We start from the raw sequence: 17367 nt of genomic DNA on the forward strand, positions 1-17367 counted from the left end.
TATTTAACCGTCGATTAATCCTGCATGCACCATTGCAGCACGAACACGATCTTCAGTCTCTTTGCTTACAGCAAGAAGCGGCAAGCGTAAGCGATTAGCTCCCCAACCCAAAAGATGCATACCATATTTTACAGGTCCTGGACTTGATTCAATAAACAACACTTCATGCAGAGGTGTCAGAATATCATTAATCTTGCTCACCTTCTCATAATCACCAGCCCACCATGCTTCATGTAATTCCGAGCAAAGTTTCGGGGCAATATTCGCCGTCACAGAAATGCATCCATGACCACCAAGAGAAAGGAAAGGCACGATTGTCGCATCTTCACCACTCAACAATGTGAAGTCGTCACCGCAGGCTAAACGGGTTCTTACAGGCAATGCCAAGTCTGCAGTCGCATCTTTGATACCCTGAATACGTGGCAATTCGGAAAGCCGTTTAACTGTGTCGACATCAATATTCACAATACTGCGACCAGGTACATCGTAAAGGATGATCGGTATATCCGTATTATCGTGAATAGCCTTAAAGTGCTGATAAAGCCCTTCTTGAGAAGGCTTGTTGTAATAAGGGGTTACAACAAGAGCAGCATCAGCACCAACTTCTTGAGCGTGGCGGGTGAAATCAATGGCTTCACGTGTAGAGTTTGAACCAGCACCAGCTATGACTGGTACCTTGCCCTTTGCAACTTCAAGACAGAGTTCTGTTACACGTTTATGTTCGTCGTGACCTAGGGTTGGCGATTCCCCCGTAGTTCCGACGGGGCATACCGCGTGGCTCCCTTGATCGATCTGCCACTGTACGAAGTTCTGAAACCGTTTCTCGTCAACATCACCATTTTCGAGCATGGGTGTTGCGAGAGCAGGAAAAGAGCCTCTAAAAAGCGGGCCGGTCATAGCGATACCTCAATATATCATCGTTGCGTTGTCAAAAGGGCCGAATGCCTTCATGAATGGCGGAGAATAGCGACAGATTTGCATTGCGAAAAGGCCAAATAAAGGCTTCGGTGTTATTTCTTTAATAGTTAAGGCATATCCTTGTTAAATATTTGCAGATTTAACAACAAATTTAAGAATAGAATCGCGGCTGTCTATTTTGTGATCATCCTTTTGTGGTCACAACCGCGAGTCACTGTTAAGGTTTGACAATGTTTGAATTTACGCGCCGGCTTCGGAAAACCAAATCATTAAAAATAATCGGGATCATCGGGATTCTCGGAAGTATTAATATACTACAGAATACGCCCTATACACTTCAGATATCTCCGTTAATTGGGGATGCTGAAGCTAATACCATGGCAAAGACAAAAGATTTTATGACCGATAAGGCCGTTTTTAAGTCGGTTGCTCAACACGTATCTCAAAAACAATATACACGCGCCCAAGCACAAGCTAAGAAAATCCAAGATCCTCTTATGCGGGATATTGCCCTTTGGATGATCTATTCAAATGATGGCGCTACGCGAGATTTTGAAGCTCTGGCTAAATTTACAGACGAGCCTCTAAATTGGCCGCGACAGGCAAAACTAATGCGTAACGCAGAAAAGGTTCTTCCTGATTCGTTTTCTGATCAACAGATCCTAACCTGGTTTAAAGACAAAGCGCCTAGAAGCTATTACGGCCTAACCAGATATACCTCTTCACTTAAAGCAACCGGTCAAAACGGAAAACTGGAAAGCACTGTCAAAAATTTCTGGATACAGCAATATTTAGGAAAAACAGACGAGAAAAAATTTATCAATAAATACCAGTCATTAATTACAGTACAAGATCACATTGATCGACTTGATATCTTGATTTGGAACAAACATTTTGTTGCAGCTCAACGACAATTATCCCGTGTGCCCAGCGATTATAAAAACCTTGGGAAAGCAAGAATCGCGCTGCTTACAGGAAAAGGCAATGTCGATGGTTTGATCAACCGAGTTTCAACAAAGTTGAAAAATGATCCTTCCCTGATCTACGCCCGCGCCAGATGGAGATTAAAAGCCGACAGGAACCAAGAAACTATAGAGCTTCTTGATCCACCGATACCGACAGCAAGACAAGCCGAGAAATGGTGGCCTATCCGGCATTGGGCAGCAAGAAAGGTTCTTGTACAAAAAGATTATGAAAAAGCGTATCGTATTGCTTCCGGACATGGCTTGACACAAGGCGTTGGCTTTGCCGAAGGTGAATTTCTTTCTGGTTGGATAGCCCTTAGAAAATTGTCCATGCCCCGCAGGGCTTACACACATTTTCACCAACTTTATAACGGTGTTAAATCTCCGATCAGTAAAGCGAGAGCATCTTATTGGGCGGGTCGAGCTGCAAAAGATATCGGGCATGATGACTGGGCAACGCGTTGGTACAGTCTAGCAGCAACATATCAAACAACTTTTTATGGACAACAGGCAAACTATGAGCTTGGTCAAGAACCTGTCATACACGATTCAAACAAGAAAATAGAGCCCGTCCAACAAGGCATATTTAATGACAAGAAAATTGTTCGCGCAATAAAACTTCTGGATCAATTAGATCAAGATAAATTGGTCATAACCTTTTTGACTCGTTTGCGTCTGGATGCACAGACTGACGAAGATCATATACTGGCCGCAGAATTGGCAAATAAAGTTTCTCATCCCAATATTGCCTTGAGAACGGCAAAATCAGCCCGACAAAAGGGGATCCTTTTGCCAGATCTCCTATATCCAGAGATGCAAATTGATACAATTAAAGATTCTCATGCAGATCCTGCGCTTGTTTTAGCGCTCATCAGACAAGAAAGTGAATTTAATCACAAAGCAATCAGTCATGCAGGTGCACGGGGCTTAATGCAACTTATGCCTGCCACAGCTAAATCTGTCGCAAAAAAGGAAAAGCTATCCTATAAAAAGCGACAGCTTACAGATAATCCCACTTATAACATACAACTTGGCACGGCCTACTTATCTGACTTGATAGGATCATTTGATGGATCGTATGTTATGGCACTGGCGGGTTATAATGCAGGCCCCCATCGTGTTCGAAAATGGGTAAAAGATTACGGCGACCCAAGACATGAAAATGTCAACATTATCGACTGGATGGAACAAATTCCTTTTAACGAAACCAGAAATTACGTCCAACGAATTCTGGAAAGCCATGTCATGTATCGCAACAAATTAGAACAGACAAATACGGCAATTACGGGCAACCTTCCCTTTTCTTTGTGGGGACATACCAACTCTGGAGGATAAGGGGTTGGTGTGTTTCCCGTTGTGCCTAGGATTTGTTACTAAAGTCCACAAATTCCCCTAGCCTAGATATGATAAAATAAGCTTAAGATTTTTTACATCCATTCTCACGGTTATCTGACATGACAAATCCAGACATTAAGGCATTCGTATTTGATGCATACGGTACCCTGCTAGACGTACATTCAGCCGTTCGTAAATTATCAGAAGAACTTGGACCTGAAGCACAAAGCATTTCAGATATCTGGCGCACAAAACAATTGGAATATTCCTGGCTCCGTAGCCTAATGGAAGCACATAGTAATTTTTGGACTGTAACTTCAGACGCCCTCACCTATGCACTGAAATATCACGATATGGAAGATCAAGACTTGCATGCACGACTGATGTCTTTATATCTTGAGTTAACAGCTTATCAAGATGCACTAAGCACTTTAAAAGAAATAAATAAATATAAATACACAACGCTTGTGCTGAGCAACGGATCTCAGGAAATGCTGGATAAATCTTTAAAAAGTTCAGGCCTCCAACCACTTCTCAATAAAGCAATTTCAATTGATGATGTGCAGACCTATAAACCGAGCCCACAAGTATATAAATTGGCAACTGATTATGTTGAGTGTCAGCCTGAAGAGATACTATTTGTTTCCGCAAATGCTTGGGATGTCGCCGGAGCAAATTATTTTGGCTTTAGAGTGGCCTGGATCAATCGTTTTAAGCGACCGCCAGAAGTTTTACCTGGCAGGCCTGAGTTTATAATTGATAGCCTTTCTGAACTAAGGCAACTCTATCAGCCCAACACCTAATATTTATTTGGAATTACTGACAATGTCATCGATAGCACTTCCAACTTACAACGATATTTGTAAGGCCCGTGAGAACCTGCACGAAAAAGCAATCTACACACCGCTTATCGAAAGTGCCGAGTTAAACCATGTTACTGGCGGGCGTATTTTCCTAAAAGCTGAAGTTCTACAGCATACAGGCTCCTTCAAATTCAGGGGAGCTTATAATTTCATCTGCACGTTATCTCAGAAGCAGAAAGAACAGGGGCTGCTAACATTTTCATCTGGAAACCATGCCCAAGGCGTAGCTTATGCATCTAAGTTACTTAACGCCAAAGCCACAATAATAATGCCGAGCGATGCCCCTGAAATTAAAATAGAAAACACACGTTCTTATGGGGCAAAGGTTATCCTTTATGATCGCTTCAATGAAGATCGGGAAGCAATTGGTGCTGAGATTATAAATTCCACAGGCGCCCTGTTAATCCCCCCTTATGATCACCCCCTTATTATTGCGGGCCAAGGTACATGCGGCACAGAGATTATTGAGCAATTATTAGATAAAGGCATTATTCCAGACGCCATGGTTTCCTGCTTTGGTGGTGGAGGTTTGACATCCGGTATTGCTCTTGCGGTTAAAGAGAAATCCAAAAGCACCAAAATTTATTCTGCTGAACCCCTGGGATTTGACGATATGTCCAGATCCTTGGAAGCAGGAAAGCGTTTGAGCAATGATCCCAAGGCCAGATCTATTTGTGATGCAGTTTTAACCCCTACTCCCGGCAAGATACCCTTTGCGCTTTGCAATGAGTTATTGGAACAAGGTCTTGTTGTTACAGATGAAGAGGTAAAAGCCGCTGTTAAGTTTGCCTTTAAAACACTTAAACTCGTTGTAGAGCCTGGTGGTGCGGTTGCTTTGGCTGCAGTGCTGCACAACAAGCTGTCAACAAAGAAAAAGGCCATCGCTCTTACCCTGTCCGGGGGGAACGTTGACCCTTCAACTTTTAAAATATGTCTAGAGAGCTAATTCGAGTTGTTCCACGAGGAAGAAGCACCATATATACTTGTTTTCTTTTCTTCTTTTTTATCTTCTGACTTTATTTCACTCAAAGGCGTAGCTGTCGGTGTAACGCCTGATCCGTTGGTAGAAGAAGCTGCCGAGGATTGAGCAGATGAAGATGCAGATGCCCCGCCATCAACGGCACTTACAGGGCCATTATTCACATTTGTTGGTGGCGGAGTTATCTTTGCTGTTGTTGATTCTGGAAGAGTACTAACAGAAGGTTTTGGTGATTGCTCAGGTTTATCAGAGATACGTCTGAACTGACCCTCGACTTGCGCACCAGCTTCTATCGCTATTGATTTATGTAGAATATCACCAACAACCTTTGCTGTGCTTGCCAAGGTAATTGTATCAGCATTTAGCTGTCCGCTTACCATCCCGCAAACCCGGACTTCATCGGCTTTGACAGAACCGGTTACAACCGCCTTTTCACCAATTGTAACTGCACGGCAAATAACATCACCCTGCACATTTCCATCAATTTGCAAATCACCTGTAGAGGTTAAATCGCCGACCAGGCTTAAATCAGGACTCAAAATAGAAGGTATCCCCGAAGGTGTAAGTTTTTTAGGAGAATCAGTTGTAGTGGCAACTTTTGTGTTTGTTTTACTGGACTTTGAAAACATGTCTACCTGCCAAAATAAATTTACGGGGATCTACGGGCTTATTATTATAAAGCACTTCATAATGAACGTGAGGCCCTGTGCTCCGTCCAGAATTACCAAGAAGCGCAATTTTCTCTCTATGAGAAACTTCCTGACCTTGTTTTACGAGCAACTTTCTAAGGTGAGCGTAGCGAGTACGGATACCATTTCCATGATCAATCTCAACCATACGGCCATAACGTCCACGCCAACCTGAATAAACAACCTTACCGGGCGCAGGAGCATAAACGGACGATTTCATTGGTGCGGCCATATCAAGGCCATTATGTACAGAAGTCTTGCCTGTAACGGGATCGCGACGTTTACCAAACGAACTAGTGATACGATATTGATCAATTGGCGTCGTCAACGGTAACTTAGCAACAACTTCTTGCAGAGTTTCCCAGCGCGTTAATTGCATATCCAGTAAATTCACAGACGCTTCAAAATCGGCACTTTCTTGTATTTCATCAACAGGTATATACGGCCCGCCCTGACCTGTATTCAAATCCTCTGACCCAAGGAGGGTATCCAGATTAAGCCCAGTCATCTCAACTGTTTTTTCAATAACACCTAAACTATATTTTGATCGTTCTGTTAGCCGGTCAACAAGTTCACGTTGAATGTTCGATACTTCAATAAGTGAATTCTGAAGCTGACCGACTTGATCCTCCAAGCCTTCGTTATCCTCACGATACATGTCAAGGATAGAAGCCTGCTCTATAAATTTATCTCTGGCTTCTTTTGATGATTTGTCTGCAACTCTTCTTGCCTCCATCAATGAAGACATTTGAGCTTGCTGCTCATTAAAAAGTTCGTCTTTTTCGGCAATCTGTCCCTTTAAGCTGACAATTTCAGCTTCCAGATTTTCGACATTTGCCAGAATTGTAACTTTATTACCTTCCAATGCTTCTTTTGCCGAAGTAACAGACGCAAGTTCTTCTTGAAGTTTCAGAAGTTTACCGCCAAGCATTTTACCAGCTTCAGCAGACTTAAATCTCTCTTCTTCCGAAGTAGCCAAAACCCTACGTAATTGTTTAGCTTGAGTTTCCAAAGCTGCGCTTTGTCCTGCGATCGTCTCTAAATCATCTTCGAACTGATCAAGCTTGTCTTCCAAAACCTGTCGAGCCAAAGCGACACGTGCGCGCTCGGTTTCAGAGTTTTTAAGACTAACAACTTGGGTACTTGTATCTGTATCAACCTCGTTACCATCAAGAAGACTGATGAGTTGATCCTGATTCTCCTGAAGATCTTTTGTAATCTTAGAGAATTGAGTGTGATATTCACCAACTTGCTGTAACAGATCAAAATAGTCGAGTTTCTGTTCTTCGATGACAGTATCTTTTTGCGCAAGTCTTTGTTCAGTATAGAACATCGTTCCAGAAGAGAACGCAATCCATCCTGTTAAGGCAAGAACACTGGTTGCAATGGTTTTCTGAAACCTAGGCGTCAGGCGAATAAACTTAACCTGATCATGGGAACGGATATGGATTTCACGCTGAGCAAAAACCTGGTCAACTTTAAGTTTTGCTTTTCGCGCGAACTCATGCACGTCCATTCTTCCCCCCTCTTACCTTCTCGACTGTATTTTTACAAAATACCCCGTAGTGGAGATTTTGTATATAGGATGGCAAATAATTCTGGGCGATTTTATACATCATGATTTCACTTGTTTCAAAGAGAAACCGCGAGCAATTTTTATTTGTCTTTACAACAGGAAGCATTTCAATGCCCCTACTTGTTACAATGAAGGCTAATCCCTTCACATATAATACCAAAAAACATTATGATATTAAAAGGTTAATAGAAAAATAACATTAACCAGACAACAACAACGATAAAGACTGACTTACAATAATCCCTTTGATAAGAAGAAATAAAATAATTGAATAAATCAAACCTCAACCACTAATTTTTTTTCAAAAGATCATAATATTTTGCAGAAAACAGTGAGTAAATTAATAAACGACATTTTATTTACGATATAGCAACACTTGTATGAACAAATTTGTTTACGACAAAATAAGTGCATTAGATAATCATAATAGGGATAAAAATCATGCTTGGGTCGAGGGACCATCAAAAGTCCACAATATGGACTTTACGTAAAATTCTTTTTTTGATTGGTCTATTGGCCTCAGCAGCAATTGTAGCAGCCCAGTTTTGGTCTTTTGAGAAATATAAAAATTTCTCTCTGGATACATTGCAGAAAGAAAGCAGTTCTCAATTCCAGCTTATGGTGCTTGAACGGGTCGTTCAGACCTACGAACCAAAGCTCTATACCCTGGGTTCCGACTGGGCCAGATATACACATCTCGTCAAAGCGATGAAGACAAACGATCCAGAAGAAATTGCGACGTTTGATAAATGGTACCGCGACAACAAAGAAATCCAAACTGGTGAAATTTCCCTAATTTCAACACACTTTTACAATCCGGATATGGTATTAATTACATCATCAGAAGATGGCCGTATTACCGATAACGAAACAATACTAGAAGAACTAAAATCCCGGGATAAAAAAGCCAAACGTAAACCCATTTCTTATATTTGGGCCACCCCAAACGGAAGACCTGTTCATTCAACCATTTTCCCTATTGGTGGATTTAAAGTTGCTGGCTTTGTTGAACTTGTCACAGACCCCATGCAGTACCTTGAAGGTATCAGTGAAACATTAGGGGCTGATGTAACAATCTATGACCCTTCAAGTGAAACAGGATTTGCATTCCAAGAAAGCAGCCATAAGGAAGTCATCACTTCCGAAGCCGAGGACGAAACAGAAACCCCTGATACCGAAAAGGCAAATGAATCTGAAGAAAATGACGAAACGACAGAAAACAAAGTCGACAGCCTCGCATTAAAAGACGGTCTAAAACTAGATGGATCAACAGCATACATTACAACGACAATAACGGGCACACACGATACTATTTGGGCAAAGGCGACTTTGATACGTGACGTAAGTGACTTTGCCGAAGGATCTCAACAATTAACTGAGGATGCGATTAAAGTACTCGCTGGCGTTTTCCTAACAACTTGGCTTATTGCTTTCCTTATGCTGCGATTTGCCGTTTTTGGTAAGCTAAAATCCTTTGCCAAAGCGATGACATCCATCAGCGAAGGCAAAGTCGATATTACCCCGCCAACTGTGGGGCCTGACGAATTCAGAACCATGGCAACCGCATTGGATCAACTCAGCAATAGCGTTGCCCAAGTATTTCAACTGCAAAACATGGTTGAAACAAGCCCCATGTCTACCGTAATGATTGATCTGGAAGGTACGCTTTCTTTTGCAAACCTCAAGGCCAGAAGTTTTATCAGTCCTGAAAACACAGATAGTGATTTAACAGGAACAACCGGCAATTTCTTTCAGCTTGATGAAACAGAATTTAATGAGCTGACTACGCCGGAAAATTTACCCATGACACGTTTGGTTATCTTCCAAGGTCGTCAACTGGAAGTATCAGCATCCGCTGTGATGGATAATACTGGTGAACTCAAAGCCTGTATGCTGACTTGGCTTGACGTGACGGATCGTGAAAGTAATAAACAAGCGGCAAGTGAATTGATCAGTAGTGTTCAGCGCGTTGCTGACCGTGTGAGCGCCTTGTCTAAGAATGTTGAAGAGACATCGACGTCTTTGAATACACAATCACAGACCGTTACCGAGCAAGCAGAAAATACACAACAACTTGCACAAAGTGGTTATGATTCAGCACAAGGAGTGACCCAGACAACTGAAACAATGTCCCATGACATCAGGGCAATTAATACTGAATCTGATCACGCAAGAAGCACATCCTCTGATGCTCTTAGTCAGCTGACAAAAGCATCAGAAACAGTTACACAGCTCCGTAGTTCCAGTGACAAAATCAACCAAATTAACGAGCTAATCACCACGATTACCAATCAAACGAAAATACTGGCCATGAACGCGACTATTGAAGCCGCACGAGCAGGCGAAGCAGGACGTGGATTTGGTGTTGTTGCATCAGAAGTGAAAGCCCTTGCTGAGCAAACGGCCTCTGCGACTGATCAGGTCGCGGCAATGATCAAAGAACTACAGGTACATGCCCAGGCTACAACAGATACAATGGCATCAATTGATACTGTTATGCAGCAAGTTGGGGAAACTCAAAATAAGATATCTGACTCCATTAACGAACAGGATCGTGCTGCCGGAGCAATAGCACAGAACATTGAAAGTATGGCTCAGGGATCTAGACAGATTGTTGATCTGGTGAATGATGTGCACCAACAGTCAATAAATACAGGTAGTTCAGCACAAAGCCTTCTTGGAACATCAAAAGAACTTGCCGAGGAAGCAGAGAAATTAAGTGAACGCTTATCCGATTATCAGAAACATCTGGATCAAGCAGGATAGAGAAAATTACAACTGTCTTCCAAATTAAAAGGCGATGATTTATTTAATCATCGCCTTTCTTTATGCACGGTAAAATTCTTTATCTTCTATTAAATTCTGCTGTATTCTCGTTCTAAAACGCCATCAGGTGTCAATTGAATATGGCTCATACGTCGCGCGACATAGTTCTGACGCCAGCTAAGCATCTTCTGGGTATAAGATAACACTATGGAAGTGTAGTCTGGGTCTTCAGCGCGATTAACAGTTTCATCAGGATCTTTTTTCAGATCAAACAACAGCGGTGGAAGAGTTGTAAAGTGAACATATTTATAATTATCATCCCGAATGATTGTCATCACGCATTGATCACTTGTTAAGCAGAATTTTTCTTCTGCTTTGTACGTCTTCAAATCTCGAAAATCCACTTCCCAATGTGCTTCATTACGCCATTTATCAGGTTCATTCCCTTCAATGAAAGGTCGCAGAGAGTGCCCGTCACACTGCATGGGTGGCTTTATTCCCATCACGTCAAGAATGGTCGGCATAATATCGACAGCTTCGGTAAAGTGATTATCAACGATCTGTCCACGTGACGGATTTGCGTCTTCTCTGGGATCTCTGATGATTAAGGGAATATGGCAACTCTCGTCAAAGTAACCGAGTTTGCCCCACAGCCAGTGATCGCCAAGCTGTTCCGCATGATCAGAAGTAAATACAATGAGTGTCTTATCATACTGGTTAGCATCTTTAAGCGCTTGAATAACGCGCCCTATCTGATCATCAACCTCGGAAATCAAACCATAATAAGCGGCTCTCATTTGCTTGATTTCATGATCAGGAAGGTCGCGGACATTTTCCTCATGCCCCATATAAGCGCCGACTTTGGCCATGTTATCCAAGGCAAAATCCAAATATGGATGTTGCGCTCTCTCTGTCTCGACATCCTTCGCACGATGCGGCATTGCAATGTCTTCTGGGTTATACATCGTATTGTAAGGTTCAGGCGCAAACAAAGGCGGATGTGGCCTCAAAAAGACACCGTGAAGAAACCAGGGATCTTTGTGGATATTTATATAGTTGATAAGTTTGTCAGCGATAAACGCCGTATCACTGCTATCCTTATCATAGGCTGGCGGCGCATAACTCAGCCCCCTCGTCTCTACATCTGGATAATCATTTTGACCTATTGTTATATTAAACTGGTTCTCCGGCAGTTGATATCCTTTGGCTTCCAATTCCCCGAACCAGTCAACAGCCATTTCCTCACTGACCAAAGATCCAACTTTAAAACCGGGCATCACCCCGCAATACGTTTTTAAATCAGGATCATTTTTATCACGGCCTCTGGGATCTACGGGCGTATCCGTATAGCCATAAAGTGTTGGCTCGTATCCCTTTTTACGAGCTTCTAACGCAATATTGGTAAAGGTCGCATCCAACGGTGTTCCATTTGACACATGACGATGGTTCATTGCGTACATAGACGTTAACAGCGACGTTCTGGAAGGGCCACAAGGAACACACTGCGTATAGTGCTTTCTAAAAGCTAGGCCATCCAAGGCCAATTTATCCAAATTGGGTGTCTGTACTATATGCCCAGCAGACGATAGGCATTCCCCTCGCCATTGATCAACGGAAATAAGCAGGATGTTTCTAATTTCTTTGTCTGTCATGTTTTCACCGAAAATAAACGGATTGGCGACTATTCAATTGTTATTATTTAAAAGCTTGTTCTCTTCATAAGTATAGATCCACTTTGCCCTTACTGACCAAGCCACAACAATGAATTTTTTATAATAAATACAGTGAAAATATATTCATAAAAAAAGCCCCGCATAAGCAGGGCTTTTTCACATCAGGGTTTACCACCTATGGGGTCAAGCATACAGCCTAATTTTGCCAATTCATCTTTGTCATCATCTTGATAGGCTTCATGACATCTGAGGATTTCAGACACTGATTTGGCGTAAATCACCCGCCATTGCGCTTCGGAATGAAAATTGCCTACAGGCATAAAATGAGACGCAGGATAGGTTTGCGCCCAGGTGTTGGCATTGGGAATATCCGCCATTCCCACGGCTTCTTCGGTGGCCTGACCACTGGTGAAGTCAACACCAAGACGGTGACACCCAACACAAGTATTGTCACGAGTACTTAAAGAAATTGGTTGCCACTTTTGAAAATCTCGCCCCAGGTGTTTATACCAGCCTTCTGGATCTGTCGGAACTTTATCCCAGACCTGCCCAATAAAGGGACTATACATAAAGGGGTCATTATCATGACAATTTCCGCAACCGTCGTCTGAGACTTCTTTAGGTGTATTCCAGAACTGTCTAGCCTCTTCATAGTCCTCAAAGGGTGCCTTTTTCATCGGCGATGGCACCAAAGATCCATCAATGGGAAGTCCGTTTGAGCCTGTGGCCTGAAACCAGCAGGTACTACCATCTTTAGCAGAGTGGGCTACAACATCGATTTCATCATAATAAATGCTGCTTGCTGTTCTGATTTTCTTTTGCCTGCACAGAACAGCAACTTGATTATCACCTTCTGATAGATCGAGCACCCGTGAATAAGGAACACACTGTCCATCAGCATCTTTGCCCAGGGGTAATAACGACGGACGATCACAATCCATGTCTTTATAGTATTTATCAGGTGTCTCCCCACCATTAATGGTGATGGGAATCATCGTACCCGTCTGACAATTAAAAGCTGGAAGATCTCTTATCGCTTCAGCACACATATTTCCATAAGATGCCAGATCCTGCCCTTCTTGTTGCTGTTTCGGTTGATCGCTTGGGGTACAGCTAAGAAGAAAAAGAAGTGATGCACTGGAAACGCTTTTAAGGAATGTTTTCATCATGCCACCATCCCCGGTTGCTTGAGAATGGCAGCCTTAACTGCCTTATAATATCGAATATAGCCTGTACATCTGCAGATATGATCTTTCAAGGCATCATCAACAACTTTATCCAACGAAGACCTTGGAATGGGATTATCCGTTAATCGATCCCATAAAGTCATTGCCGCCATCAAAAAACCGGGGGTGCAGTAGCCACACTGAAAAGAAAAATGATCCAAAAATTCTTGTTGTAACGGGTGCAACTTACCGTCTTTGGCAACGCTTTCTACCGTATAGACTTCGACACCAGACAGGGATGATAAAGGTGTTGAACAAGCAATCATTGGCTCTGACGGTGCCCCAGATTGTCGCCGAACAGATACGGTGCAGGCGCGACAGACACCAATACCGCAACAAAACTTCGTGCCTGTCAGATTTAAATCTTCCTGTAGAAAATCAATGAGCGGCAAATCAGCCTCTTCCTGCGAGGCGTGAACTGTTTTACCATTTACGGAAAAAGAGATATCAGCCATTTTTATCCATCCCCTTGCGAATTTTTTCTGCTGTTATGGGGAGATCCCTGAACCGCACCCCCGTTGCATCATACAAAGCATTTGATATTGCCGGTGCCACAGAGCACATCACAGCTTCTGCAATACCCTTGCCCGTTTTGTCATGTTTTAGAGGTTCAAGGGTAATTAGTTCCTGACCATCTCGCGCTACATCACCAGCACGGGGAACGAAATATTGATTGAGGTTCCAGTCTCCATCCGCTGGCCCGCCCAATCCCGGCGGCATATCTTCTAACAAACTATAACCGATGGCCATTGCAACACCGCCCTGACTTTGTCCTGACACTAACTCTTCCGTGATAATTTTACCTGCGTTTAGGACTGACAAAGATTTTCGAACGACAGCTTCCCCGGAAACGGGGTCAACCGTTAAACCGATGATATTCCCACAAGGCGCAAATGTTGTTCGGGAATAGCGGGACGATGCTGGTGATGGATAAACACCACTATTTGCAATGCGTCGGATAATTTCAGGCGTGCTTTGACCCGCCGAATAAACAGCTAGACCATCAATTTCCCAATTATGGGTAATGTCCTTAACATCAAAATCAGCCTTTACCCAATTTTCTTGGAAATATGCGTGAACAAGAGCCGCTTTCACACGTCCTGAACGATAGATAACATCTGCAATAATATCCATAGGTATTGGGGGGAGATCCATGTCTTTTGCATATAGTCGCTCATTTTCCCAGATTAAATCATCTGCGGGAATATTTGGTAATCCAAATATCTCTCGGGCAACAGGAACGATAGCTGTGTCAAATAGGACCTTCGAAGCTTGATTAATGGCATGCACTTGGTGAAATGCCGTTAGGCAAGCACTGGACGATCCAACCCCGTTTGCCGTCCAATCAGGTTCTTTCCACGATCCTTTACTTGCAGTATTCATCTTGAGTACAGGAAATAAATCCGGGTTACCCATGTCAATTTTTGACGCATTGCGCCCTAAATAATCTGCCGTTGATACGGCGAGTGTTGTTGCAGAACCATTCCCCATATCAACGGCATTTGTTTTCACTGTCAACTGACCTGAACGATCAAGCTCTACATATCCGATAAGACCATCACCAGACGTGCCAAAAGCCTGCATGGACATAGCAAAACCAACACCATACAAAAGACCATCCTTGCGCCAACGTTCCTTTTCTCTTTTCTGGTTCTGCCAGATATCATGATTTTCGGACTTATCGAGAATTTCGTGCAGACGTAGCTTTTCTGTTATAGGCCCACCAACGACAGTATTTTCATTTTCATAGAGTGTGTTCTTACGTCGGAGTTCTATAGGATCCCAATGATTGTCTTTTGCAACCTCATCAAGAAGGGTTTCAATGGCAAAGAATGCCTGTGGCCCGCCAAAACCACGTTGAGACCCTCCAGATATATTTTTTGAATACATGGCATTAGAATTAATAGCAGCACGGGGGATACTATAAGATCCGCCTGCGCATAATCCGGCAAGCTGGGCTACCCATGGGCTCAGATTTTCTCTCCCGCCACCGTCAAAAGACATCATGACGTCCAGAGCCTGGATTTTACCATCATCGTCAACAGACAGACTTTCTGTCAATTCACAGGCATGACGCTTTAACCCGGCTTGAAATTGTTCAAAGCGATCGTATGCCAACCGGATCGGTTTTCCACCTGCATAAGCGGCTGCAATTGCAAGGTTCAAGGTAAAGACAGAGCTGTCTCGCCCGCCAAAGCCACCACCAGGATAACACGAAATGATATTGACAGTCTCGACTTGAACGACGGGGTTATCCCCAGTAAACATCTCAAGTACGTCAGTCATATCCCCGTCAGGAGATTGCGTGCCGACCAATAAATTCAGGGTTTTATTCGCAGCATCATACCAACCAAGTCCATTCTCTGGCTCCATAAACATGGGATCCATTGCCTGCATGGAGCAACTGGTGTTATAGGTTTTCCATTTTCCAGAAGCCATTTGTTCTTGGATGTGAACTCTATGCGCAAAAGCTTGTTCCGAATAATTATTATCCCCTCCATTTTGCGCGTAGGAAAAGACGTCTTTTCCTTTTTCATTTGATGCTACACGGACGTAATTTGTCAGAGGATTAAAAGGAAATACGGGTTTGTTTCTTGGTTTTTTGTCATAAATAACAAAATCAGAATCAAACTGGATCGCTTTTTTGGCCGCTCTATAATCTTTACGATCCTTAAAGATCAAAAAAGCCACAGGCTGACCATAAAAACTTGCTCGCTTGCCCTTAGAGACAATAAAGGGCCAAGTCAGCGCACTCGGCCTTTTAACTTTGACATCCTGCATGAGAGGTTGATTTTCTGGCTCTTCCTGATCCTGTAACTTATTCGGACGCAGGACTTCACTGATAATCTTTTCGCCGTAAAGAACTTCTATAGGTTGAGCATTCTCTGGGATTAAGGACAGATCTAAAGCTTTGAATGGATTGTTAACATCCGTCGCCCTGACAATCATCACCGGACGTTCTTCATTGGGCCACCCAGGCAAATTCCACGCATGATAATCACGGGCAAAAACTTTTTGCCCCGTAACTTTGACCAATCCATCAACCCTATACCGGGCTTTTCCGGGTGATTTTGACCAATCGCCACTATTTAAAGATGTTATCTCGTCCGTTTCATCCGCAAGCAGCTGTGTGACGGGTATCATGTTTACGGTAAACGATACCCCTGCTACGGTTTTAATGAAACTTCGACGCGTCATAGAAAACGCGGTATTTTTCATGAATTCCCCCTGAAAAAAGATTATGGGTAGTTGATTTACCTCTTACTTCCGAGTTCACAGTGAAGCATTCCAATGGTTTATTCTTGGTAAAGTTTTGTGATTATTTTTCCCCTATTAAGAGAATAATCAAAGGCGCCCCATAATGGTAGCGCCTTTGATTATTTACGAATGATCGCAAGAAATATTTACTTACAAATTTTAATCCGCGAACTTGGCAATCGTCCCTAAAACTTCATCTTTTGTTTCTGTATCCTTGACCTGCATCAGGATCTTATGGTTCCGGCAACCATCCCATTCAGTCGATGGTCCGGGGTGCCCCTTAGGTTTTATCAGAGTTTGCCCAAAAGCTGGTCCTTCGCAGCTTACGCGCACAGCTGCATCTATTGATTCAAAAAGTTCTGGATTTACATAGTATGCCGTTGCACAGGGGTCATGGAAATAACACCCATCGATTCCAAATGCGCCATTATAGAATTTGAAATATAAATCTGCTGCATCAAGCAAAAAACCACCAATTCTAGGTACTTTTTGAGCGAGTTCTTCAGCTTCTTTTCTGTGTAAGGTAACTTGATGGGTAACATCAAGCCCCGCCATGACCATGGGCCAATCAGCCCGAAATACAATATCCGCCGCATGGGGATCGTTGAATATGTTCGCTTCTGCAACAGCAGAAACGTTTCCATATTCTTTGGCCGCACCCCCCATAATAATGACTTCTTTAACTAAGGGGGCAATATCAGGTGCCATACGAAGCGCCATCGCCAAATTTGTTAAAGGCCCAACGGCAATAATGGTTACCTCGCCAGGTTGTTTGCGTACTGCATCAATTATGAACTGCGGAGCATATGTCTTTTCAACAGTACCCTTGGGATCAGGCAAGTTAATATTACCGAAACCATCAGCCCCGTGAATAAAATCTGGAAAGCCTTTGTGAGGTGCCACAAGAGGACCAGAAGCACCTTGAAAAACGGGAATATCCTGACCAGCCATTTCCACCAGAATTTTTGCGTTCTTGGCGGCCGTTTCTACTGGAACGTTTCCAAAAACGGTCGTTAGACCAATCAGGTTAATTTCAGGATGGTAAAGAGCATGATGTATTGCAAAAGCATCATCAATCCCAGGATCTGTATCAAAAATTACAGGGTTTTTCATTTTATA

Annotated in this window: 12 protein-coding genes; 4 read left to right on the forward strand and 8 right to left on the reverse strand. The window is 43.0% G+C overall.

Annotated elements, in window-relative coordinates:
• Positions 1-3 precede the first annotated feature (3 nt).
• Positions 4-897, reverse strand: a complete 894-nt coding sequence (gene dapA / locus ACN0W5_RS16115) for a 4-hydroxy-tetrahydrodipicolinate synthase (protein WP_299379262.1) — start codon at positions 895-897, stop codon at positions 4-6.
• A 251-nt stretch (positions 898-1148) separates the two neighbouring features.
• Between dapA and ACN0W5_RS16120 the strand changes: the two genes are divergently transcribed.
• From ACN0W5_RS16120 to ACN0W5_RS16130, 3 genes are all read left to right on the forward strand, one after another.
• Positions 1149-3218, forward strand: coding sequence for a lytic transglycosylase domain-containing protein (locus tag ACN0W5_RS16120; RefSeq protein ID WP_417455106.1), 2070 nt, complete (start codon positions 1149-1151; stop codon positions 3216-3218).
• A 119-nt stretch (positions 3219-3337) separates the two neighbouring features.
• Positions 3338-4021 (forward strand): haloacid dehalogenase type II, encoded by a 684-nt coding sequence (locus ACN0W5_RS16125; protein ID WP_417455107.1) that lies wholly within the window; start codon positions 3338-3340, stop codon positions 4019-4021.
• Positions 4022-4043: 22 nt separating this feature from the next.
• Entirely contained in the window at positions 4044-5027 is a 984-nt protein-coding gene (locus ACN0W5_RS16130) for a threonine ammonia-lyase (RefSeq protein ID WP_417455108.1), read from the forward strand.
• Here the strand turns inward: ACN0W5_RS16130 and ACN0W5_RS16135 are convergent.
• Complete coding sequence (locus ACN0W5_RS16135; RefSeq protein WP_417455109.1) at positions 5024-5689, reverse strand: bactofilin family protein; 666 nt, start codon at positions 5687-5689, stop codon at positions 5024-5026. The genes ACN0W5_RS16130 and ACN0W5_RS16135 overlap by 4 nt on opposite strands.
• On the reverse strand, positions 5670-7265 hold the full coding sequence (locus ACN0W5_RS16140; protein ID WP_417455110.1) for a peptidoglycan DD-metalloendopeptidase family protein: 1596 nt from the start codon (positions 7263-7265) through the stop codon (positions 5670-5672). The genes ACN0W5_RS16135 and ACN0W5_RS16140 overlap by 20 nt, the downstream gene beginning before the upstream one ends.
• Positions 7266-7766: 501 nt before the next feature.
• On the opposite strand from ACN0W5_RS16140, the gene ACN0W5_RS16145 reads away from it, so the two are divergent.
• Positions 7767-10091 (forward strand): methyl-accepting chemotaxis protein, encoded by a 2325-nt coding sequence (locus ACN0W5_RS16145; RefSeq protein WP_417455111.1) that lies wholly within the window; start codon positions 7767-7769, stop codon positions 10089-10091.
• Between the two features lie 89 nt (positions 10092-10180).
• Here ACN0W5_RS16145 and ACN0W5_RS16150 read toward each other — a convergent pair whose 3' ends face one another.
• From ACN0W5_RS16150 to ACN0W5_RS16170, 5 genes are all read right to left on the reverse strand, one after another.
• A complete protein-coding gene (locus tag ACN0W5_RS16150; RefSeq protein ID WP_417455112.1) occupies positions 10181-11743 on the reverse strand; it encodes an alkaline phosphatase family protein in 1563 nt (520 codons plus the stop codon).
• Positions 11744-11925: 182 nt separating this feature from the next.
• Positions 11926-12933: a hypothetical protein gene (locus ACN0W5_RS16155; protein ID WP_417455113.1), complete on the reverse strand. Its 1008-nt coding sequence runs from the start codon at positions 12931-12933 to the stop codon at positions 11926-11928.
• Positions 12930-13445 carry a (2Fe-2S)-binding protein gene (locus ACN0W5_RS16160; RefSeq protein ID WP_417455114.1) on the reverse strand — a complete coding sequence of 172 codons (516 nt, stop codon included), beginning with the start codon at positions 13443-13445 and terminating at the stop codon, positions 12930-12932. The genes ACN0W5_RS16155 and ACN0W5_RS16160 overlap by 4 nt, the downstream gene beginning before the upstream one ends.
• Positions 13438-16209, reverse strand: coding sequence for a xanthine dehydrogenase family protein molybdopterin-binding subunit (locus tag ACN0W5_RS16165; RefSeq protein ID WP_417455115.1), 2772 nt, complete (start codon positions 16207-16209; stop codon positions 13438-13440). The genes ACN0W5_RS16160 and ACN0W5_RS16165 overlap by 8 nt, the downstream gene beginning before the upstream one ends.
• A gap of 198 nt (positions 16210-16407) precedes the next feature.
• The gene (locus ACN0W5_RS16170; protein WP_417455116.1) at positions 16408-17361 is read right to left on the reverse strand and encodes a nucleoside hydrolase; all 954 of its coding nucleotides are present in this window, start codon (positions 17359-17361) and stop codon (positions 16408-16410) included.
• Positions 17362-17367 lie beyond the last annotated feature (6 nt).

The sequence above is a fragment of the Kiloniella sp. genome (assembly GCF_048270245.1).
GTDB lineage: Bacteria > Pseudomonadota > Alphaproteobacteria > Kiloniellales > Kiloniellaceae > Kiloniella.